21 protein-coding genes are annotated in these 20,259 nt (G+C 64.3%); 13 read left to right on the top strand and 8 right to left on the bottom strand.

What is annotated here, in order from left to right; translation table 11 throughout:
* The first annotated feature begins 48 nt into the window (after window positions 1-48).
* The 9 genes from BV95_RS01290 (at window position 49) to BV95_RS22895 (ending at window position 11,004) form a co-directional block, all read left to right on the top strand.
* Window positions 49-726, top strand: a complete 678-nt coding sequence (locus BV95_RS01290; RefSeq protein WP_021246264.1) for a response regulator — start codon at window positions 49-51, stop codon at window positions 724-726.
* Window positions 723-1,739 (top strand): sensor histidine kinase, encoded by a 1,017-nt coding sequence (locus BV95_RS01285; protein WP_021246263.1) that lies wholly within the window; start codon window positions 723-725, stop codon window positions 1,737-1,739. Before BV95_RS01290 ends, BV95_RS01285 begins: the two co-directional genes overlap by 4 nt.
* A gap of 57 nt (window positions 1,740-1,796) precedes the next feature.
* Complete coding sequence (locus BV95_RS01280; RefSeq protein WP_030093018.1) at window positions 1,797-2,909, top strand: efflux RND transporter periplasmic adaptor subunit; 1,113 nt, start codon at window positions 1,797-1,799, stop codon at window positions 2,907-2,909.
* A gap of 9 nt (window positions 2,910-2,918) precedes the next feature.
* Window positions 2,919-5,990, top strand: a complete 3,072-nt coding sequence (locus BV95_RS01275) for an efflux RND transporter permease subunit (protein ID WP_030538175.1) — start codon at window positions 2,919-2,921, stop codon at window positions 5,988-5,990.
* Window positions 5,983-6,282: a DUF3240 family protein gene (locus BV95_RS01270; RefSeq protein ID WP_021246260.1), complete on the top strand. Its 300-nt coding sequence runs from the start codon at window positions 5,983-5,985 to the stop codon at window positions 6,280-6,282. Before BV95_RS01275 ends, BV95_RS01270 begins: the two co-directional genes overlap by 8 nt.
* Window positions 6,282-7,520, top strand: a complete 1,239-nt coding sequence (locus tag BV95_RS01265; protein WP_021246259.1) for a TolC family protein — start codon at window positions 6,282-6,284, stop codon at window positions 7,518-7,520. The genes BV95_RS01270 and BV95_RS01265 overlap by 1 nt, the downstream gene beginning before the upstream one ends.
* 60 nt (window positions 7,521-7,580) lie before the next feature.
* Window positions 7,581-7,979: a DUF2946 family protein gene (locus tag BV95_RS01260; protein ID WP_231746293.1), complete on the top strand. Its 399-nt coding sequence runs from the start codon at window positions 7,581-7,583 to the stop codon at window positions 7,977-7,979.
* Window positions 7,980-8,088: 109 nt separating this feature from the next.
* Window positions 8,089-10,281 carry a TonB-dependent receptor gene (locus BV95_RS01255; RefSeq protein ID WP_119035245.1) on the top strand — a complete coding sequence of 731 codons (2,193 nt, stop codon included), beginning with the start codon at window positions 8,089-8,091 and terminating at the stop codon, window positions 10,279-10,281.
* Between the two features lie 27 nt (window positions 10,282-10,308).
* Window positions 10,309-11,004 carry an energy transducer TonB family protein gene (locus BV95_RS22895; protein WP_232037386.1) on the top strand — a complete coding sequence of 232 codons (696 nt, stop codon included), beginning with the start codon at window positions 10,309-10,311 and terminating at the stop codon, window positions 11,002-11,004.
* Here BV95_RS22895 and BV95_RS22890 read toward each other — a convergent pair.
* The 6 genes from BV95_RS22890 to trxC all read right to left on the bottom strand — a co-directional run bounded on the left by BV95_RS22890 (window position 10,998) and on the right by trxC (window position 15,245).
* On the bottom strand, window positions 10,998-11,249 hold the full coding sequence (locus BV95_RS22890) for a hypothetical protein (protein ID WP_030538178.1): 252 nt from the start codon (window positions 11,247-11,249) through the stop codon (window positions 10,998-11,000). The two genes, BV95_RS22895 and BV95_RS22890, sit on opposite strands and share 7 nt — an antisense overlap.
* Window positions 11,250-11,274: 25 nt before the next feature.
* A complete protein-coding gene (locus tag BV95_RS01245; RefSeq protein ID WP_030091407.1) occupies window positions 11,275-12,135 on the bottom strand; it encodes a class I SAM-dependent methyltransferase in 861 nt (286 codons plus the stop codon).
* Between the two features lie 28 nt (window positions 12,136-12,163).
* The gene (locus BV95_RS01240) at window positions 12,164-12,952 is read right to left on the bottom strand and encodes a sulfite exporter TauE/SafE family protein (RefSeq protein WP_030091406.1); all 789 of its coding nucleotides are present in this window, start codon (window positions 12,950-12,952) and stop codon (window positions 12,164-12,166) included.
* A 4-nt stretch (window positions 12,953-12,956) separates the two neighbouring features.
* Window positions 12,957-13,877: an MBL fold metallo-hydrolase gene (locus tag BV95_RS01235; protein ID WP_021246252.1), complete on the bottom strand. Its 921-nt coding sequence runs from the start codon at window positions 13,875-13,877 to the stop codon at window positions 12,957-12,959.
* Window positions 13,878-13,947: 70 nt separating this feature from the next.
* Window positions 13,948-14,592 (bottom strand): peroxiredoxin, encoded by a 645-nt coding sequence (locus tag BV95_RS01230; RefSeq protein ID WP_030091405.1) that lies wholly within the window; start codon window positions 14,590-14,592, stop codon window positions 13,948-13,950.
* A 209-nt stretch (window positions 14,593-14,801) separates the two neighbouring features.
* Window positions 14,802-15,245, bottom strand: coding sequence for a thioredoxin TrxC (gene trxC / locus BV95_RS01225; protein ID WP_021246250.1), 444 nt, complete (start codon window positions 15,243-15,245; stop codon window positions 14,802-14,804).
* A gap of 106 nt (window positions 15,246-15,351) precedes the next feature.
* Here trxC and BV95_RS01220 point away from each other — a divergent pair, with 106 nt between their 5' ends.
* Both BV95_RS01220 and BV95_RS01215 read left to right on the top strand, forming a co-directional pair.
* Window positions 15,352-16,017 (top strand): peroxiredoxin, encoded by a 666-nt coding sequence (locus BV95_RS01220; protein ID WP_030091404.1) that lies wholly within the window; start codon window positions 15,352-15,354, stop codon window positions 16,015-16,017.
* Window positions 16,014-16,388: an ArsR/SmtB family transcription factor gene (locus BV95_RS01215; RefSeq protein WP_030091403.1), complete on the top strand. Its 375-nt coding sequence runs from the start codon at window positions 16,014-16,016 to the stop codon at window positions 16,386-16,388. Before BV95_RS01220 ends, BV95_RS01215 begins: the two co-directional genes overlap by 4 nt.
* On the opposite strand, the gene BV95_RS24220 is transcribed toward BV95_RS01215, so the two are convergent.
* Complete coding sequence (locus tag BV95_RS24220) at window positions 16,366-16,593, bottom strand: hypothetical protein (protein WP_030091402.1); 228 nt, start codon at window positions 16,591-16,593, stop codon at window positions 16,366-16,368. The genes BV95_RS01215 and BV95_RS24220 overlap by 23 nt on opposite strands.
* A 216-nt stretch (window positions 16,594-16,809) precedes the next feature.
* Here BV95_RS24220 and BV95_RS01205 point away from each other — a divergent pair, with 216 nt between their 5' ends.
* Both BV95_RS01205 and BV95_RS01200 read left to right on the top strand, forming a co-directional pair.
* Entirely contained in the window at window positions 16,810-18,411 is a 1,602-nt protein-coding gene (locus tag BV95_RS01205; protein ID WP_030091401.1) for an MBL fold metallo-hydrolase, read from the top strand.
* Window positions 18,412-18,502: 91 nt separating this feature from the next.
* Window positions 18,503-18,745, top strand: a complete 243-nt coding sequence (locus tag BV95_RS01200) for an HP1242/YdcH family protein (protein WP_030091400.1) — start codon at window positions 18,503-18,505, stop codon at window positions 18,743-18,745.
* A 162-nt stretch (window positions 18,746-18,907) separates the two neighbouring features.
* Here BV95_RS01200 and BV95_RS01195 read toward each other — a convergent pair whose 3' ends face one another.
* Window positions 18,908-20,155 (bottom strand): MgtC/SapB family protein, encoded by a 1,248-nt coding sequence (locus BV95_RS01195; protein ID WP_021246244.1) that lies wholly within the window; start codon window positions 20,153-20,155, stop codon window positions 18,908-18,910.
* Between the last annotated feature and the right edge of the window lie 104 nt (window positions 20,156-20,259).

Below are 20,259 nucleotides of genomic sequence, written 5' to 3'. Positions count from 1 at the left end.
TCAATCCTTCTTGCCTTTCGTTCCTGGTGGAAAGTCTACATTAAACCCATGCGCCTTCTCATCGTCGAAGATAATGAGCGAATGGCGGCACTGATCGCCGACGGTCTTCAGCGCCGGGGCTTCGTGTGCGATGTTGCCCATGATCTCGCACAAGCCGACGCTGCGATGGGCAGCGCGAGCTATGATGCCATCATACTCGACCTCGGCCTGCCCGACGGCGACGGGATCGACTGGCTCGCGAGCCGCCGAAAATATCAGCAGATGCCGCCTGCCATCATCCAGACCGCGCGTGGGGCGCTGGAGGATCGCGTCACCGGTCTCGATTCCGGCGCAGACGATTATATCGTCAAACCCTTCGAGATCGACGAGCTCGCCGCGCGCATCCGCGCCCTGCTGCGCCGGCCTGGCGTTCGAACCCAGCCCGTCATCGAAGTCGGCATGCTGCGTTTCGACACGGCAAGCCGCTCTGCCAGCATTGGCGATCGCGAGATCGACCTTTCGCGCCGCGAGGCGGACCTTCTGGAACTGCTGATGCGGCGAGCCGGCACGGTGGTCCATCGCGAAGTGATCGAGAACGCGCTCTACAGCTTCAACGATCCGGTGACCCCCAATGCGGTCGAAGCCGCCATTTCGCGTCTGCGCCGCAAGCTCGAAGACACGGGCGTGGCCGGCGCGCTCCATACCGTTCGGGGTGTCGGCTATATGCTGAAGGACGGGAAGGCATGACCGTGCAGCGCTCCATCTCACGGCGCCTCAAACGCGGTTTGGGCCTGATTGGTGTGGCGGGCACCGTTCTGCTGCTGGCGGCGGTCGCCTTCTTCTACAGTGTCACCTTCACACATCTCGATGCACGCGCGGCGATGATCCGCGCGATCAAGGAAATGCTTGAGCATGTCGCTCTGCCGCTTGTCGTCCTGCTCGTTCCCGTCGCGATCATGGTGCTCCGAGTGATCCGCCAGGCCTTCGCACCGCTGGAAGATGCCGCCGCCCGGATCGAGGCTGCACAGGGCCACGAACGAGGGTTCCGCATCGATGCGTCGCAAATGCCCGCCGAGGCGCTACCCTTCGTCTATGCGGTCAACGATCTGTTGGCGCGGCTCGATCAGGCCGCGCGGCGGCAGGAAGCGTTCGCCGCCGACGTCGCGCACGAGTTGCGCACGCCGCTCGCCCTCCTGTCTCTCGAACTCGACCGGCTTGACTATGACGACGCCGCGCGCCTCAAGGAAGACGTGGCGGCCATGCGCCGGCTGATCGACCAACTCATGCTGCTCGCGCAGATCGACGCGGCGGAGGCCGCCCAGACCGCTCCCGAACAGGTGTCACTCGCGGATGTGGCGAGCGAGGTCGTCAGCGCCGTGGCGCCGGGGATCATCGCACAAGGCAAGCTGATCGCGTTCGATACCCGCGGTCAGGCTGCGGTCGTGAACGGCAGGCGCGAAGCGATTGCGGCAGCGCTGCGCAATCTGATCGAGAATGCCGCGCGCGTGACGCCGGCTGGTGGCACGATCCAGGTCTTCGCCGGCCCCCACGCGCTATTGGGCGTGCGGGACGAGGGCCCTGGGCTGGCGCTCGAAAGGTTGCGCGACCTTGTGCAACGCCACCGCCGCGCCGACCATGCGAGCAAGGATGGCGCCGGCCTCGGCCTCGCTATCGTCGACCGGATCATGGCGGCCCATGGCGGCACGCTTGAGACCGATCCGGCCGACCGTGAACTGGTGCTGCGTTTTCCCGCGACCTGATCTTCAATCCTCATATCCCGTCAGGGTTCGGTCAGGAACGCTCCCTAGCCCGAGCGCATGTCCAGACGATACACCCTCATTGCGGGCGCCGCGACGATCGCTTTGATTCTATCAGGCCTGTGGTGGTTCGCCAGTCGACCGGTCGAGACGGGCAACTCCGCGCCGGCAAGCAACGCCCAACCGACAGATGGGATCCTGGCGGTGGATGCGCGCCGCGCCGCGCAGATGGGTATCCGCCTTATGCCCGCGACGGCAGCCGCGGATGCGGCGCTCGCCACCATCCCCGCGATGATCGAGCCTCCCGCCAACGCCCGGGTGGCGGTGGCCGCGACCTTTCCCGGCACCGTGTTGCGGACTCTCGTGGTCGAGGGCGACAGCGTGCGGCGGGGCCAGCCGCTGGCGATCATCGCCAGCCGCGACGTGCTGACGATCGGCGCGGACCTCAGCCGCGCGAACGCGCGGCGTGGCGTAGCCGAGGCCAATGCCGCGCGGCTCTCCCTGCTCAGCCGCGAAGGCATCATCGCAGGCGCGCGCGCTGACGAAGCCAATGCCATCGCAGCCGAGGCTCGCGCCGACGTTTCGGAAAAGTCGCGCATCCTGGCGATGGTGGGCGGTCATGGCGCCAGCGGCTCCTATACGCTGACGGCTCCTATCGCGGGTCGCGTCACCAGCGCCTCCATCCAGACCGGCAATCCGGTGGACGGCACCACCGCGCCCTATGTGATCGACGCGACGGATCGCTATGAAGTGGTCGGCCAATTGCCCGAACGGCTGATCGGGCAAGTGCGCCCCGGCATGAGCGTGCGGCTACTTCCCAACCTCACCGGCCGGATCGTCGCGGTGGGAACGGCCATCGATCCCGCGACCCGTTCGGCCGGCCTCAAGGCGGAGATTCCGGCCGGACCCGGTGTTGTCGCGGGGCGCGCAACCAGCATCGTCATCGTCGGCCCGGCGCCGGCGGGCGCGGTCAGCGTGCCCGATACGGCGGTCACCATGATCGACGGCAAGCCGGTTGTGTTCGTGACCGCGCGCGGCGGCTTTGCCGTGCGCGCCGTGACCGGCGGCAGCGGCAGTGATGGCCGCACGGTGCTGCTCTCCGGGATCAGGCCCGGTGAACAGGTGGTGGTTTCCGGTACGAGCGCGCTCAAGGCGCTCGCCACCGCGCAATAGGCTCTCCCGATGCTGCGTTCGCTTGTCGCCACCGCGCTGTCCTATCGTCTGCTCGTCCTGATCCTTGCCGCCGCCACGGCCGGGCTCGGGGTCTGGGCTTTTGTCAACTTGCCGGTCGATGCCTATCCCAACATCGCGCAGACCCAGGTGAAGCTGATCCTCAAAGCCCCCGGCATGACGCCGGAGGAGGTCGAGAGCCGCGTCATCACGCCGATCGAGACGGAGATGCTCGGCATTCCCAACCAGGCGATCCTGCGCTCGAGCGCCAAATATGCCATCGCCGACATAACCATCGACTTTACCGACGGCACCGACATCTACTGGGCGCGCCAACAGGTCGCCGAACGGCTGGCGGGCGTGACGGGCGATCTGCCTGCTGCCGTGACCGGCGGTCTCGCGCCGATCTCGACGCCCCTGTCCGACGTCTACATGTTCACGATCGAAGGGCCGCTGTCTCTCCAGCAGAAACGCGAACTGCTCGACTGGACGATCCGCCCGGCGCTGCGCACAGTGCCCGGCGTCGCGGACGTGAACGCGCTGGGCGGCTATGTTCGTACCTTCGAGGTCCGGCCTGATCCGGTGGCGCTGGCGAGCGCGAAGCTCTCGATCTCCGATCTGCGCACCGCGATCGAAAGCGGCAATCGCAATGACGGCGCGGGGCGCCTGACCGATGGCGAGGAATCGCTGATCGTCCGAGCCGTGGGCGCGATCCGCAGCGTGGAGGATCTGCAAACGCTGGTCATCGCCAGCCGGGACGGCCGCATCGTCCGCCTGGGCGACGTCGCCACAGTCGGCACCGGCAGCCTCACCCGCTATGGGGCGGTGACGCGCGGCGGCAAGGCCGAGGCGGTGGAGGGCCTGGTGATCGCGCTGCGCGGCGCGGATGCGCGGGCGGTGGTCGATGGCGTGCGGACGCGGCTTGCCGGGCTTCAGCACAGCTTGCCCGCAGGCACGCAGATCCATGTCTTCTACGATCGCTCCGATCTGATCGGGCGCGCGGTCGGCACGGTCGAGGAGGCGCTGCTGGAAGCGACCGTGCTGGTCGTCGTGCTGCTGATCCTGTTCCTCGGCGACTGGCGTGCGGCCACGATCGTCGCGGCGACCCTGCCGATGGCCGCGCTCATCACCTTCCTGTTCATGCGCGGCATGGGGCTGTCCGCGAACCTCATGAGCCTCGGCGGGCTCGCCATCGCGATCGGGATGCTGGTCGACGGCGCGGTGGTGGTGGTCGAGAATGTCGTCGAGCGCCTGAGCCATGCCCAGGGCGAGGACACGCCCCGACTCAACCACGTATTCCGCGCAACCAGCGAGGTGATCGTGCCGGTGTCGGCGGGCATCGTCATCATCGCGCTCGTGTTCCTGCCCCTGCTTTCGCTGCAGGGGCTGGAGGGCAAGCTGTTCGCGCCCGTCGCGCTCACCATCGTCTTCGCGCTCGCGGGCTCCCTGCTGCTCGCCCTGACGCTGGTGCCGGTCCTTGCCTCCTTCAGCCTCAGGAGCGGCCATCATGGTGAGCCATGGATCATGCGGCAGATCGGCCCACGCTACCAGGCGCTGCTCGACGCGGCGTTCGCGCACAAGAAGCTGGTCTATGGTCTCTCCGCCACCGGGCTGGTGCTGGCGGGCCTCGCTTATGGCGCGGCCGGGAAGACCTTCATGCCGACGATGGACGAAGGCTCGGTGATCGTGCAGCTTACCAAGCTGCCCTCGATCAGCCTGGACCAATCGGTGGCCGGCGACATGGCGGTGCAGCGCGCGCTCCGCACCGTGCCGGAGGTGGAGGACGTGATCGCCCGCGTCGGCTCCGACGAGATCGGTCTCGATCCGATGGGACCGAACGAGACCGACAGCTTCGTCCAGTTGAAGCCGCGCTCGCAATGGCGCGGGGACAAGGATTTCGTCGTCGGGGAAATGCGCAAGGCGCTGGACGGCCTGCCCGGTATCCAATCGAGTTTCACCCAGCCGATCGAGATGCGCGTCTCGGAGATGCTCACCGGCGCGCGCGGCGATCTAGCGGTCAAGATTTTCGGGCCTGACACCGCAACGCTCGCCGAGCTCGCGGGTCGGATCCAGCATATCCTGTCCGGCATCCACGGCTCATCGGAGGTCCTGACGGTCGCCAACGACAATGTGGACTATCTCCAACTCGACATCGACCGCGCGGCAGCGGGGCGGTTCGGGATGCCGGTCGACCAGCTCCAGGACGCGCTGCGCGGACAGGTCGAGGGCGTGCGGTCCGGGGTCGTGGCCGAAGGTCAGAAACGCATTCCGATCGTCATTCGCGGTGACGACGGCATCCGGAGCGATCCGGCCCGTTTCGCCGACCTGCAATTGCGCACGCCCGATGGCACGCTGGCGCGTGTCAGCGACATGGCGCGGGTGGAGCGCACGCAGGGACCGGTGAAGCTCGATCACGAGAACGGCTCGCGCTTCGCGCTGGTGCAGGCCTTCGTCTCCGGCCGCGATCTGGTCGGCTATGTCGATGAGGCGAAGGCGCAGGTCACCGCCAAGGTACGGCTACCGGCAGGCTACAGCATCGTCTGGGGCGGTCAGTTCGAGAACCAGCAGCGCGCATCGGCCCGGCTGATGATGGTGGTGCCCGTAGCGCTGGTGTTGATCTTCCTCGTCCTGCTGGCGGCGCTGCGCTCATTGCGCGCCGCGCTGCTGATCCTCTCCAACATCCCCTTCGCGATGGTCGGCGGGCTGATCTCGCTGTGGCTGTCGGGCGAGTATCTCTCGGTCCCGGCGTCGGTGGGGTTCATCGCCCTGCTCGGCATCGCCGTGCTCAATGGGTTGGTGCTGGTGGCCTATTTCCGCCAGTTGCGCGCCGACGGGGTGGGTATGGCCGAGACCGTGCGCCTGGGCGCGCAGCGTCGGCTGCGACCGGTGCTGATGACTGCCGGCATCACGGCCTTCGGCCTCGTCCCCCTGCTGTTCGCCAGCGGGCCGGGGTCCGAGATCCAGCGGCCGCTCGCGATCGTGGTGATCGGCGGCCTCATTACCTCCACTTTGCTGACGCTGGTCCTGCTGCCGATCCTGTTCGAGCGCTTCGGGGAAAGCGCCGGGGAGGCCGCTAATGCCTGACCTGCTGTTCACCCTCCATTGCGCCACCCGCGATACCGAGCTTCTCGTGGACGCGATCCGCGCCGTCTCCCCCACGCCAATCCATGTCCGCGGGGAAGCTGTGCGAGGTCGCGATTTTGGCGATGCGGGAACCGCCGAGCGCGTGTCGGGCGAATTGAAGCGTTCGACGCTCGAACTGATCGTGAGCGCGGACGCGGTGCCCGACCTGCTCCGCACCGTAAAAGACGCGCGGCGCGATCTGCCGGTCCGGTGGCGCACGACGCCCCTGCTCGATCATGGAAGGATCGCCTGATGCGGATCGTACTCGCCGCTCTCGGCCTTCTGACGGCCGCGCCTGCCCTGGCCCAGCATACCGATCTGCCGCCTGCCGACAAGGTCAACGAAGCGCTCGACAATCACCCCAGCGTCGCCGCCGCAATTGCGCGCGTCGAAGCCGCACGGGCACGCGGCGATATGCTGCGCAAAGGCCCCCACGAAGTGACGGTGAGCGGCAGCTACATTCGCCGAACCGTCGATCGCGAAGGCGGGTTCGACGAATTCGATACGACAATCAGCCGCCCATTCCGCCTGCCGGGCAAGGCCGCGCTCGACCGCGAAGCCGGTGCGCTCGGCATTGAGGTCGCGGAAAACCAGATGGAGGATGTCCGCCATCAAACCGCGCTGCTGCTGGCCGGCTATTGGCACGACTGGCTCACTGCGGGAAGCCATTATCGCAACGATCTCGACAGCGTCCGCGGGCTGGAGGAGGCAATCGCCGCCATAAAGCGGCGGGTCACGCTGCGAGACGCCGCCCAACTCGACCTCGACCAGGCGCAGGCGGCGCTGGCTCAGGCGCGCGCGCAGGCCGCATCGTCACTCTCGCTGCGCGAACAGGCGCGCGTGACCTTCGCAGCGTCCTTTCCGGAAATCCCGCTCCCCTCCGAACCACCAGAACTGGCCGACCCCATGCTGCCCGCCCAGGGGCTGGAAGCGATGCGCGACCTGGTAATCGAGCGCAGTCACGAGATCCGCGCCGCCGACAAGGAAGCGCAGCGTCTGAACGTGACTTCGCGTCGGGTGCGAGCGGATCGCATCGCAGACCCGAGCTTCGGCGTCCGCCTGTTCAGCGAGCGCGGCGGCGCGGAAGCCGGCGCGGGCGTGGTGGCTTTAATCCCGCTCGGCGGTGGCTATCGCAGAGCCGCAGCCGATCAGGCGTCAGCCGAGGCCAATGCCGCGCGCATGGAACTCGCGGCCGTGCAGCGCAGCATCGAGGCGACCGCCAATGCCGACCTTTCCAACGCGCACACCCGGCTCGATGCCTGGCGCAATGCCGACGCTTCGGCGCGCAGCGCCGGCGACGCCGCCGAAAGGACGGTGCGCGGTTACCAACTCGGGCAGATCGACCTCTCCGATATGCTCTATGCCCGCCGGCAGGCCAATGACGCGCGCCGAATGGAAATCGAGGCGCGCTCCGAAGCCGATCGTGCTCTGCTCAAGATCCAGATCGATTCCCACAGCATCTGGGCACCAGATGAAGCGGGGCACGACTAGCTAACATACGGCAAGCAAACATTCTCGACATGAAACGAGCCTGCACTTAGAGGATGCTGCGTGACCGAAGCTCGCAAATTCCTTGTCCGGCACCATTGGCTGTGCGCGCTCCTGCTAGGCGCTGCGCTGCTCGTGAAGGCGTTGGTGCCGGCGGGTTTCATGCCGGTCGTCTCGAATGGCGTGATCCTGGTCCAGCTGTGCTCGGGGCAAGGGCCTCAGAAGATCGCAATCAAGTTGCCGAGCAAAGGCGGCGAGCAGGACCATGACGAGCACAAGAAGGCGGAAGCGCCTTGCGCCTTTACCGGCCTGTCCTCGCCATCGCTCGCGGCCGTCGATGCGCTGCTCCTAGCCGTCGCCCTCGCCTTCATCCTCGCAACGGTTTTTCGGCGTCCAAACCGCCTAGTCCTCCGGCGCGGCACCTATCTGCGCCCGCCGGCGATCGGTCCTCCCACCACCTGATTCCTTCGACATTCCCCGTTGATGGGCGCCCCTCGCCGGGGCGCCGCATGTGAATCAGGATTCCGACATGACGATTATGCTTGATTCCGCGCATTGCGCGGCAACCACCATGCCTGCCTTCGCTCGCTCCACCAGCAAGCAACCAACTTTCAAGGTTCGCCTCGCCGGGAGCTTCGCTTTTCCCGCACTCGTCGCTGTGCTGGCGGGCGCCCCCATCTCGCGAGCCTTCGCCCAGGACGGGACGCCGCTGCCAGAGGTCGACGTTAGCTCGGCGAGCGAGGCGGGGTCGACGGTTTCGGGTGAGCGGCTTTCCCCCTCGCGCCTGCGCGACCTTCAGGTCGGCTCGAGCGATACCGCAGCGATCCTGCAAAGCGTACCCGGCGTCAGCGGCTATGGGGCCGGGGGCTTCTCGACCTTGCCGGTGATCCGGGGCCTTGAAGCGCAGCGCTTGACCGTGCTGGTCGACGGCGTGGCGATTGCCTCGGCCTGTCCGAACGATATGAATCCGCCCCTGTCCTACACCGATCCGCAAACCGTGAGCGCGATCGACGTCATTACCGGCGTTTCGCCAGTCAGCTATGGCGGCGACAGCATCGGCGGGATCATTCGCGTCGAGAGCGCTCCGCCCCGCTTTGCTAAGCAAGGGGAAACGCTGCTGACCGGCGAAACCTCGGCCTTCTATCGCAGCAATGGCGACGGGTTCGGCGGCGCCCTGTCAGTGACGGCCGCGAGCGACAAGGTCAGCCTGACTTACAATGGCTCCTACACTCAAGCCGACAATTTCAAGGGCGGCGGCTCGCTGGGCGTCGTGCGATCCAGCGAATATGCCAAGACCGACCACAGCCTCAATCTCGCAGCGCAAGTCAGCAACGGCCTGATCGAGCTGAAAGGCGGCTATCATTTCGCGCCCTATGAGGGTTTCCCGAACCAATATATGGACATGACGTCCAACAAGTCGTGGTTCCTGAACGGCCATTATGCCGGCGTCTTCGATTGGGGCAATCTCGATGTGCGGGCGAGCTGGCGCGACACCGACCACGTCATGAACTTCCTCGCCGACAAGGGCGGGACCGCGACCGGCGGGATGCCGATGAACACGGAGGTCCACAGCGCGAGCTATACCGTCCAGGCGGATATATTGCTCGGCGGCGGCACGCTGCGCCTGGGCAGCGAATTCCAGCATCAATGGCTCAACGACTATTGGCCGCCCGTTGTGGGCAATATGATGATGGGGCCGAATGCGTTCATCAACGTCAACGGGGCCAAGCGCGATCGGCTCGGCACCTTCCTCGAGTGGGAAACGCGCTGGGATAGCGGTTTCTCCCTCATCGCCGGCATCCGTAACGATCAGGTCTGGATGAACACCGGCAAGGTCGCGCCCTATGGCACCGGCATGATGCAGATGGCCGATGTCATGGCGGCAGCGGCGTTCAACAAGGCCGACCGCAAGCGCCACGACAGCAATTGGAGCGGCAGCCTGCTGGTCCGCTACGCGCTTTCGGACGGGGCGGATATCGAGATCGGCTATGCCCGCAAGGTTCGCTCGCCCAATATCTACGAGCGCTATAGCTGGGGCCGGGGCAGCATGGCGAGCCGCATGATCGGGTGGTTCGGCGACGGGAACGGCTATGTCGGCAACCTCGACCTTCGCCCCGAAAAGGCCGATACGCTGAGCGCCGCCCTGGCCATTTCCGGAGGCGGCAAGGATGGCTGGTCGTTCAAGATCGCGCCCTATTACACCCATGTCGACGAATATATCGACGCCTTTAAGCTGGCGGACTTCACCGACATGATGGGCAGTCCGACCGGGTTCGTTCAATTGCAGTTCGCCAACCAGAAGGCAGAGATCTACGGCATCGACATATCGGGCGCCGTGCCGCTATGGTCATCGTCGTCGGCCGGCACCGCGCGTCTGACCGCGCGCGCGAGCTGGCTGCACGGCCAGAATCTGACCGACCACGCACCGCTCTATCACCAGATGCCGTTCAATGCGGCGCTGAGCCTCGAGCATCGGATCGGCGGCCTCGAAACCCGGATTGACCTCGACATCGTGACGGAAAAGGATCGCGCCGATCCGACCCGCAACGAACCGCGGACGGGCAGCTACGCGCTGCTCAATGTCCAGCTCGCCTATCGCATCGACAAGGTTCGCCTGACGCTCGGCGCCGACAATCTGTTCGACAAGGCCTATTATGCTCCGCTTAGCGGCATGTCGCTCGGCGATCTGAAGGCGACCGGCGTGCGCCGCCCGGTTCCGGGCCGGGGGCGATCGGTCAACGCCGGGATCACGATTGCGTTTTGAGCGCCCATGCTCCCGAACTCGCACGACATGAACGAGGAGCCGAGGGCAGGCTATGGCCAGCCCTCGGCCTGGTCGCAGCGCCTGGGCGCGGGCCTTGCCGCCGCGTCATGCTGCCTGCTGGTGCTAGTGGCGCTCAATGCCAATCTATCGGGACGGCTGCGAATGACGCAGCCTGTGCAGGTGAGCCGCTTCCGGTTGTTTACCCCGTCGCCACCGTCACCACCGCCTTCAACGTTGTCGCGATCGCGGACAGACGAGGCCCGCCTATCGCCGGAGCGGCGCCCTGCGCACCCGCCCGAGCTGGCTACGACGGGAGAAAGAGGCGGACCAGCTTCGTCGCCTATACCCGCTGCTCCAGCAATCGCCTCTCCGTTCGCTGTCGCGCCGGTAAGCAGACCGCCCGCGCCGGAACCCGAGGTCGCGCCGCCGCAAGCCCAGGATGATAAGAAACAGTCCGCGCTTGCGGCCTATCAGCGCCAGCTCTGGGCGCGAATAGCCGCGCGCAAGCCCGCGGGGATCCACCTCGACGGGGTCGCAACGGTCCGCTTCATCGTCGGGGCTGACGGCGCGCTGATTGCCGTCGAGCTGGCCGGCAGCAGCGGGAATGCCGCGCTCGATCGCCTGGCGCTCCGCACGGTGCGCAATGCTGCTCCTTTTCCAACACCGCCTATGGGCGTGGAAAGCGAGCAGTTGGTCTTTACGATACCATTCAGCTTTCATTGAGGCCGCATGGCGGACGAGGATGGCTCGATCGTCAATAGGGCGACGCGCACACGTTCCAGAAACAAAACACGGTGATCGTCGCGAGCCTTGATGGCAGCCTGCGCCTCATCGACAAGAGCCTGTCCGGCACGTTGCCCATGCGTCTCGATCAGTGCGAGCGCCGCCGCTATTTCCTCGGAATTGGCAGCGTCACCATCGGATGAACCTTTCCCCGGAAGCCGAAGCGATAGCTTCTTGCGCGCCATATTATCACCCTTTTCTTGAATGCTCTCAGGCCCGTGCGCTCACCAGCCAGGCCTTCGCCCCCATATGAACGCCATTCTCATCGCAATGGCGCTCGAACAGCTCGACAAGATGCTGGTGAATGGCCTTGCGTACCTCTGCCCCGTTCTGTCGAACAAGATCGCCGATCTGCATCCCCTCAAGCACGAAGCGAGCGGCGCTCTCGGGATCACTGCCGGGGCCGCCCACGCGCTGCTCACCTGTCCAGGCATCGAATCTGACCTCGCAGAAACCCGCGCTTTGGAGAAGGTCGATCACATAGTCCTGCTCGCCGAGCGCGAATGGTCCCGGCGCGCGCGACTGCGGCGTCGGCAGGTCCATATGCTCCTTGATGATGCCCATGACACTAAGCTGCCACGGATTGTCAGCGATGGACGCCCAGACAGCGATGTCGAGCCGCCCGCCATCGCGCAACATCCGGCGCAGATTGGCGAAAGCGGGATAAGGCTCAGCGAAGAACATCGAACCGAAGCGCGAGAACAGCCGATCGAACGGCGCTTCCTCCAGCATCGTCGTCGCGGCATCGCCCTGCTCGAAGCGGATATTGGCAAGGCCCGCGCGCTGTGCCCGTTCCCTGGCCATCCCCACCAGATCGGGTGAGATGTCGAGGCCGAGCGCAAATCCGGTGTTGCCGACGGCCGTGGCGATCTGCCGCGTGGTCCAGCCACCGCCGCATCCGACATCGACCACCGTTTCGCCGGCGTTGTATGCGGCCTGGGCAAGCAACGCCCTGCCGATCGGCTCGATCATGCTTTCGAAGCGGTCGAGCTGGGCGAGCCAACGCATGCCCGCCTGGCCGGCCCAATCGTGCGCGGCCAAACCTTCCCTGTTCTCGCCAGCATCGTTCATCGATGTACTCCCATCGTCGTTTCAAGAATCAGCCCAGGATCGCGGCGGTACTTTGCCACAGCATGTAGGCGGCAACCGCAAAGATCAGCAGTGCGAATATCGTATTGAGCGCCCCCTTGTGCGCCGACAGCCGCCGAGAGAGCGCCGCGCCCACAAGGCCGCCGATGACGCCGCCGGCGATGAACGCCGCAGCAAGCCCCCAATCAACCAAGCCGGAAAGGGCATAGTTGAGCGCGGCCGTCAGACCAAAAGCGGTGACGGCGACCAGCGACGATCCGACGGCGTTGCGCATCGGCATCCCGGTCGAAGCCATCAGTCCCGGCACGATCAGGAAGCCCCCGCCGATGCCGAAGAACCCGGAAAAGAGACCAGTGGCGGCCCCATAACCGATCACCTTGGGCGCATTCTCGCGCCGGCATTGGACATCGGGATTGCCGGGATCGCCCCGGCTTTTTAGCATCAGCCCGCCAACCAGGACCATCAGCAGAGCGAACAGGAACAGCAGCTTCTGTCCATCGAACGCTTTACCGAGTGTCGATCCGGCATAGGCGCCGGCGACACCAGCAGCGGCGAACATGCCGGCGCAACGCCATTTGATCGTCCGCTGGCGCGCGTGGGGAACGAGATTGGCCCCGGCATTGGCGGCGACCGCCAGCGCGCTGGTGCCGATCGCGACATGCGGCGAGGCGACGCCGACCAGATAGACCATGAGCGGGACGGCGAGGATTGAGCCCCCACCGCCCACCAGCCCCAGCGTGAATCCGACGAGCGAGCCCGATCCGGCACCAAGCAGATATTGGATGGATTCGAGTGCCATGGCCTTACAGCGCGTTTATCGGCAGCTTGAGGTAGCGCATGCCATTGTCTTCCGGCTCGGGCAGGTGGCCGCCGCGCATGTTGACCTGGATGGACGGCAGAATGAGGCGCGGCATCCCGAGCGTCGCATCGCGCGCCTCGCGCATGGCGACGAACTGGTCCTCGCTCACCCCGTCGCGAACATGGACATTATGCTCTCGCTCCTCGCCGACCGACGTTTCCCAGGCATAGGTGTCGCGCCCGGGGGCCTTGTAGTCGTGGCAAAGATGAAGGCCGGTCTGATCGGGGAGCGACAGCAGGCGGCGGATCGACCGATAAAGCGTGCGCGCATCGCCGCCCGGGAAGTCGGCGCGGGCCGTGCCGTAGTCGGGCATGAACAGCGTGTCGCCGATGAACGCCGCATCGCCGATCACATAGGTCATGTCGGCGGGCGTATGGCCCGGCACATGCAGCGCGATCGCCTCGATCGAGCCGACCCTGAAACGGTCGCCGTCATCGAACAGCCGGTCGAACTGCGAGCCGTCGCGAGCAAAGCGCGTTCCCTCGTTGAAGATCTTGCCGAAGACCTCCTGCACGGTGAGAATATGGCGACCGATCGCCAGCGTGCCGCCCAGCTTCTCCTGAAGATAGGGCGCGGCCGACAGATGGTCGGCATGGGCGTGCGTCTCCAGCAGCCATTCGACCTCGAGCCCTTCGCTCCGGATATAGTCGATCACCTTGTCGGCCGACGCGAAGGAGGTGCGCCCCGAAGCCGGATCGAAATCGAGCACGCTATCGATGATCGCGGCCTTGGCCGTGGCGGGATCTGAGATGACGTGGGTCACGGTAAACGTGTCCTCGTCGAAGAAGCTGCGGATGACGGCGGGCCGCGCATTGCTCGCGGCCTCGACGATGCGGGTGGCTTCACGGATTTGCGGGTCGGCCATGGCCTTGTCCTTTCCTGTCTGGCCCGGCGTACCGGCTTCGCACTTGGGACGCGAAGCCGGTCCAGCTGCCTCAGAGGGTCTTCTTGCTGAAATACCAATCGGTGTAGTCGTAGCCTTCGTCCTTGCGGGCCCTGGCGGCTTCGGCCGTCGCGGGCGGCGGCACGATCACCGGCTCGCCGGGCTGCCAGTTTTCAGGCGTCGCCACCTTGTTGGCGTCGGACGTCTGGAGCGCGGTGAGCAGGCGGACGAATTCATCGACCGAGCGGCCGTTCGACATCGGATAATAGACCATCGCGCGGACAATGCCTTCGGGGTCGATGATGAAGGTGGCGCGAACGGCCGAGGTGTCCGAGGCACCGGGATGGATCATGCCGAAGGCCTTGGCGACGTTCATCGACAGATCGTCGATAATCGGGAACGGGATCTCGACGCCGAACTTCTCCTCGATGCTGCGCATCCAGGCGATGTGCGAATGCACCGAGTCGATGGAGAGGCCCAGCAACTCGCAGTTGAGCGCCTTGAAGCGGTCGGCGGCCTTGGCGAAGCCCATGAATTCGGTCGTGCAGACCGGCGTGAAGTCGGCGGGGTGGGAAAAGAGAACGAGCCACTTGCCCTTGTAATCGTCGAGCGAGCGTTCGCCGTGGGTCGTCTTGGCCTTGAAGGGAGGCGCCGGTTCGTTGATCCGCGGCATGGAGGGAGTGACCTGGTCTGTCATTTTATCGTCTCCTATGACTGAGTGAGTGACAGACATTGAATACACATTTCTATTAATCGTGATAACACGATAAATCTAATTCCTTTGATCGGATTTTTCAATCACTTCTGCAATCGGCCGAATTAGGCCGGATTCGCAGCGCACGGGACCAGAGGCGCGAACACGTCAAAGCATCGTTTATGCTAAGTATGGGGTCATCACACCCCGAATCAGGCGGTGACGAGCGCCTGCCTTGTCCAGGCGACGAGTCGCGCACGGTCCATCGCCCCGGCCTGTCGGGCGACCTCGCGGCCACCCCTGAACAGGATCAGCGTCGGAATCGACTGAATGCGGTAGCGCCCGGCAATACCCTGCTCAGCTTCGGTATCGACCTTCAGGAGCCGGACATGCGGCTCCAGCTCCGCAGCGGCCGCCTTGAACGCCGGCGCCATGGCGCGGCAAGGTCCGCACCAACTCGCCCAGAAATCGACGAGAACCGGCAGGCTTCCGCGACCTACATGCCGATCGAATGCCGCCTGGTCGACATCGACCGGCTGTCCCTGGAAAAGCGGCATTCCGCATTTCCCGCAAATTGGCGCCGCGCCGATCTTCGCTGCAGGAACGCGGTTGATGCTCGCGCAAACCGGGCAGGCTACCAGCGGGACATCGGACATGCGCTTCTCTCCTGTGGAACGCCAATACCGCTTAATCGTTTACCCGCATGATGTAACCGTGTAAGGGAGAGGGTTCAAGACTTGCCTCTCTGCAGGAGTGAGAAAGTTGAACTCGAACGCAGACGACAATGCCGTGTGCTCCCCTATCCAGATCGGCGATCCCGCGCCTGATTTCCGCGCCCGCACGACGATGGGCGACATGACCCTGTCCGGCCATCGCGGCCGCTGGGTACTGCTGTTCTCTCATCCCGCCGATTTTACGCCGGTTTGCACCAGTGAATTCGTCGCCCTCTCGCGCGCCAGCGATCGGTTCAAGGCGCTCGGCTGCGACCTGGTCGCGGTGTCGGTCGACAGCCTCTATTCCCATCTCGGATGGATCAGGGCGATCCGCGAGCATTTCGGCGTGACCATCGCTTTCCCGATCGTCGAAGATCCCTCGATGGTGATCGGCCGCGCCTATGGAATGCTCGCGGACAACGCCCCCGACGCGGCCACGCTGCGCTCGACCTTCTTCATCGACCCCGAAGGCATTGTCCGCGCCAAGCTCTGCTATCCAGCCACCATCGGGCGATCGGTGGAGGAGCTGCTTCGAGTCCTGACCGCGCTGCAACGGGTCGACAACGACAACATAGTGACCCCCGAAGGCTGGCATCCCGGCGATGACGTGCTTCTTCCGCCCTATCAGGACCAGCACGGTGCGCTCGATGCGGCGGGCGATGGCTGCTGGTTCCACCGCACGCAGCCCGACAAGCATGGGAAGACAGGCAAGTGATGACTTTCACCGATACGCAGCTTGAAGAGGCTGCCAGCGTCCTCAAGGCGATCGCCCATGACGTCCGCCTGAAGCTCCTGCGGACGCTCCTCGAACATGGCGAGAAGTCTGTAGGCGAACTCGAAGCCCTCACCGGCATCGGTCAACCGGGCCTGTCCCAACAACTCGCAATTTTGCGCAAGGCGGAACTGGTTCAGACGCGCCGCGATGCGAAACTCGTTTTCTATAGCATCGTATCGGCCAATATGGAGGGAACAGCGAAATTGCTATGCGCTCTAGCGGGAACTCCGATAAATAGAGGAGACACTGCCGCGAAAACAAAGCGACCTTTTCCCCAGGGATCGGTCGCTACCTTCGCCAAGATTTTGTGACGATATTGTCCTGGACGATGTCTTCCAAGAAAGTTCTGAACATCATCGCTGCAACGTTAGAGAGCATTTCGAGGCTTGTGGAATACCATAACTGCAAGCATTCGCCGTAAGCGCCTCGCCTGATCCGCTCCAGCGCCCGGCTCATGGGAGCAATTTCGCGGTCAAGAAGCGAGGTCTGGCCTTCGAGGGCGGCATCGTCCTCCATTTTCCCTGCTTGAGCTCAACCAGTTCGCGGACGTCGCCCACGTCCTTGCAAGAACTCCATGGAATCAATCTCAGCGCCACTATCGATCCGGGCTTCACCGATCAAATTCGGAACCATACGTAAGGACAGACGAAGATCGGCGAGTTTACAGATGATTGGCCTGCGACCCGCGCATAACCAGCCTATTGGACCGCCGGCGAGAGAATGAGAGGACCGATGAGTAGCGTACCCACCATAACCTTCCACGGCGCTGCCGGCACAGTCACTGGTTCCTGCATGGAACTACGCCATGGCGGAAAGACGATCCTCATAGATTGCGGCTTGTTCCAGGGATCCCGGACGCTGGAAACACTCAATCGCGACCCCTTCGCGTTCGACGTGCGCAAGATCGACGCCGTTGTCCTGACGCACGCGCATATCGACCATAGCGGCCTGCTGCCCAGGCTCACGGCGGAAGGGTATCGCGGGCCGATCTTCGCGACACCGCAAACCCGCGACCTTCTGTATTACATGCTGCCCGACGCCGGACGAATTCAGGAGGGCGATGCGGAGCGCCGCAATCGACGGCAGGATCGCCGGGACGAGGAGCCGATCGAACCGATCTATACCGAAGCGGATTCCAAAGCGGCCTATGAACAGGTCGAGACAGTAGCGCTGCACGACTGGTTCGCACCTGCCGCCGGTTTTCGGGCGCGCTTGTGGAATGCGGGCCATATCCTGGGTTCCACATCCGTGGAGATCGAGGTCGGTGGCGTGCACTTGCTCTTCTCCGGCGACCTGGGTCCAGACCACAAGGCCTTTCATGCCGATCCCGAGGGTCCGGCAGGACTCGATCATGTGTTCTGCGAGAGCACCTATGGCGACCGCGTCCGCGAGGACGTGACGATCGAGCAGCGCCGGACTTTGCTGGAAGCCGAGATCAATGCAGCGCTTACGCGCGGCGGCAACCTCGTCATTCCCGTTTTCGCGCTCGAACGCACCCAGGAATTGCTCCTCGATATCGCGACCCTGATCAACACCGGACGCCTGGCGCATCCGCAGGTGTTCATCGATTCGCCACTTGCGACCCGCGCGACAGAGGTGTTCGCCAAACATGCCGGGGAACTCGAAGACATGGGCTCGGGTGAAATCTTCCGTCACCCCTCGTTCCACTACACTGCCAGCACGATGGAATCGATGCGGCTCAACGACATGTCCGGAGCCATCATCATGGCGGCATCCGGCATGTGCGAAGCGGGACGCATCCGTCACCATCTGCGGTACAATCTCGGCCGCCGTGAATCGACGATCCTGTTCGTCGGTTTCCAGGCCGCAGGCACCCTTGGCCGGACAATCCTCGATGGCGCGAACCGCGTGCGCATCTGGGGGCAGGACGTCGCGGTGCGCGCGCAGATCCGGCGGATCGACACTTATTCGGCGCATGCCGACCAGAAGGATCTGCAGCGCTGGATAAGGGCGCGGAAGCCGATCGATGGCAGCCTGTTCCTGGGACACGGCGAAGAGGGCTCGATCGAGACGTTCCGCCGCCTGATGCAGGCGGACGATGCCGCGGCATCGATTGTCACGCCGAAGATCGGGGAAACCTATTCACTGCCGTCACGCGCCCCGTCCAAGCGCCTGAAGACCGGAAAGCCGGAACTACAGGAGGCTGTCGGCCGCGATTGGCAGAATGACTATGCGGATTTTTCGACCCATCTGAAAAAAGAACTGCAGAATATCGAGAGCGCGTCGGGCCGGCGCGAGGCACTCGCCCGCATGGCCGAGATTCTGCATTCCTATCAGGCCTATCGCGAGCATCGTAAGAGCCGATCGAGCTGATCGGCGAAAACAAAGTGACCAGCCCCAGACATAAACGGGTGCGGCCACCCGCGAATTCGCTATATATCATAGTTTCATCAAAGGAGTAATTATGTCGAATACCCCCCACACCCTGAGCGAGGAATTCCCCGGTCAGATGGACAAGATTCACGCCTTGAAGGCTTCGGACTCTCGCTTCGCGCAGCTTCTTCTCGATTATGATGTCGTGAATGACGAAATCCACGTGGCTGAAACCAATATCGAACCGACCTCGCAAGATCACGAGACCGAACTTCGCAAGCGCCGCCTCGCGATCAAGGATCAGATCGCCGAAGCCCTGTCGCAGGCCGCCTGATCTGCCCAAGGGCCGGATGCCGCGCGTTCGGCCCTTACGACAATAGCCGGCCATGGCTCTGCGTCGCCACAAATTCACGGCCAGCAACGAAAGCGCGCATCCCCGCTCAGGAATGGACCTGAACCAGCTTCGAACCAGTCACGAGCTGCCCGCTCATCGCTCCTAGCGAAACACCATGAGCGCGGCGATACCGGCAGCAGATGCCAGAACTGATGCGAAGAGTGGGCCGGACGCCTTCCAGCCTTGCTTTGATGGCCCTGCCAGTACCAGCGTGAGTACAGCCTTCCACATCGTGTTGGCGAGCACGGGCACCGCAAGCACCAGTCCGGCCGTGTCGGGTTTCAGCATATCCTCAGGCAGCCCCGCGAGCGTGAGTACGGCTGCGTCCACATCCCACATGCCCGTAAGGCCAAGCACAACGACAATGCCCTGATCGCCGAACCGCGCGAGCGCCCAACGTGCCGGGACAGCAATCAACGCAACCGCGCCCGCCAGCAGAAGCGCCGGCCCGAAATCCAGCGGATTGCCCAGCTTCACCTCGCTGGCGCCATCACCATCCACCTTGGAGCGTAGCGCCAGAAGGGTTGTCAGACCGCCGACGACGAAAGCCGGAACCATTGCAAGCGCGAGCGATGTGCTGGCGTAGGGGATGAGGGTAAAAGAGAGTATCTGGACGCGCGCGAACATCACGAGCGAGGCGAGCGCAATACCAGCAATCAAGGGGCCTTGCGGACCATCATTGGCGCGCAAACGCCGGGCATAGGCAACAGTGACCGCCGTGGACGATACCAATGCCCCGAACAAAGCGGTTATCATGACCCCCTTGTCCGCGCCGAGCCGACGACTGGCGACATAGCCGGCGAAGGAGAGTCCGAGCACGACGACGACGACCATCCAGATTTGCCGCGGGTTCCAGGCCTCAAAGGGGCCGTAGCTCGCATCCGGCAGCAGCGGCAGGATGACCAACGCGACGATCGCGAACGTGGCGATCGATTCGACCTCCTTGTGGCTCATCCCTTTGAGCATGGCGTGGGATTGCTGCCTGAGCGTCAGGATCAAGGTGGTTACCGCCGCGACGGCCAGCGTCTCGCTCACCAGGCCCTGCCCGGCCATATATCCCAAGGCGAAGGTGATAATGCCGACCAACGTATTGGTGATGGACAGGCTGGCCGTGCGGGCTTGTTCGCTGCGATATCCAAGAACCAGGCTGGCAGTGACCGCCAGCCCGATTACCGCCGCAAGGCTTTCGGGCATATGGCTGGCAAGGCCGCCGGCAAGACCGAGCAGGCCAAAGGTGCGCAAACCGCTGACCCGGCTGCCATCCGCTGCCTCGCGCTGCCGCCAGCCTCGCTCGATACCGATCAGCACGCCTACCGCGAGCGCCGCAGCAAGCGAACGAAGCAGTTCCATATCAAGCGATATCAAATGATCACTCCACGGCAAGGTAATCGATCGGGAACGGTAGTATGAACGCGGCAGATAGGCTCCTCCTTATGCGCGACGTGGATTGAATG

It is taken from the genome of Sphingobium chlorophenolicum, assembly GCF_000722875.1.
Classification (GTDB): Bacteria; Pseudomonadota; Alphaproteobacteria; order Sphingomonadales; family Sphingomonadaceae; genus Sphingobium; species Sphingobium chlorophenolicum.
The sequence above is the reverse complement of the archived record's forward strand: the minus strand, read 5'-3'. Positions and strand labels throughout refer to the sequence as shown.

Bases quoted from the DNA above. Each gene is read 5' to 3' on its own strand.
- BV95_RS01240 (WP_030091406.1), bottom strand. From the start codon at position 12,952: ATGGCACTCGAATCCATCCAATATCTGCTTGGTGCCGGATCGGGCTCG.
- BV95_RS01205 (WP_030091401.1), top strand. From the start codon at position 16,810: ATGAGTAGCGTACCCACCATAACCTTCCACGGCGCTGCCGGCACAGTC.
- BV95_RS01230 (WP_030091405.1), bottom strand. From the start codon at position 14,592: ATGACAGACCAGGTCACTCCCTCCATGCCGCGGATCAACGAACCGGCG.
- BV95_RS01265 (WP_021246259.1), top strand. From the start codon at position 6,282: ATGCGGATCGTACTCGCCGCTCTCGGCCTTCTGACGGCCGCGCCTGCC.
- BV95_RS01200 (WP_030091400.1), top strand. From the start codon at position 18,503: ATGTCGAATACCCCCCACACCCTGAGCGAGGAATTCCCCGGTCAGATG.
- BV95_RS22895 (WP_232037386.1), top strand. From the start codon at position 10,309: ATGAACGAGGAGCCGAGGGCAGGCTATGGCCAGCCCTCGGCCTGGTCG.
- BV95_RS01245 (WP_030091407.1), bottom strand. From the start codon at position 12,135: ATGAACGATGCTGGCGAGAACAGGGAAGGTTTGGCCGCGCACGATTGG.
- BV95_RS01290 (WP_021246264.1), top strand. From the start codon at position 49: ATGCGCCTTCTCATCGTCGAAGATAATGAGCGAATGGCGGCACTGATC.
- trxC (WP_021246250.1), bottom strand. From the start codon at position 15,245: ATGTCCGATGTCCCGCTGGTAGCCTGCCCGGTTTGCGCGAGCATCAAC.
- BV95_RS22890 (WP_030538178.1), bottom strand. From the start codon at position 11,249: ATGGCGCGCAAGAAGCTATCGCTTCGGCTTCCGGGGAAAGGTTCATCC.
- BV95_RS01270 (WP_021246260.1), top strand. From the start codon at position 5,983: ATGCCTGACCTGCTGTTCACCCTCCATTGCGCCACCCGCGATACCGAG.
- BV95_RS01235 (WP_021246252.1), bottom strand. From the start codon at position 13,877: ATGGCCGACCCGCAAATCCGTGAAGCCACCCGCATCGTCGAGGCCGCG.
- BV95_RS01275 (WP_030538175.1), top strand. From the start codon at position 2,919: ATGCTGCGTTCGCTTGTCGCCACCGCGCTGTCCTATCGTCTGCTCGTC.
- BV95_RS01255 (WP_119035245.1), top strand. From the start codon at position 8,089: ATGCCTGCCTTCGCTCGCTCCACCAGCAAGCAACCAACTTTCAAGGTT.
- BV95_RS01285 (WP_021246263.1), top strand. From the start codon at position 723: ATGACCGTGCAGCGCTCCATCTCACGGCGCCTCAAACGCGGTTTGGGC.
- BV95_RS01280 (WP_030093018.1), top strand. From the start codon at position 1,797: ATGTCCAGACGATACACCCTCATTGCGGGCGCCGCGACGATCGCTTTG.
- BV95_RS01195 (WP_021246244.1), bottom strand. From the start codon at position 20,155: ATGGAACTGCTTCGTTCGCTTGCTGCGGCGCTCGCGGTAGGCGTGCTG.
- BV95_RS24220 (WP_030091402.1), bottom strand. From the start codon at position 16,593: ATGGAGGACGATGCCGCCCTCGAAGGCCAGACCTCGCTTCTTGACCGC.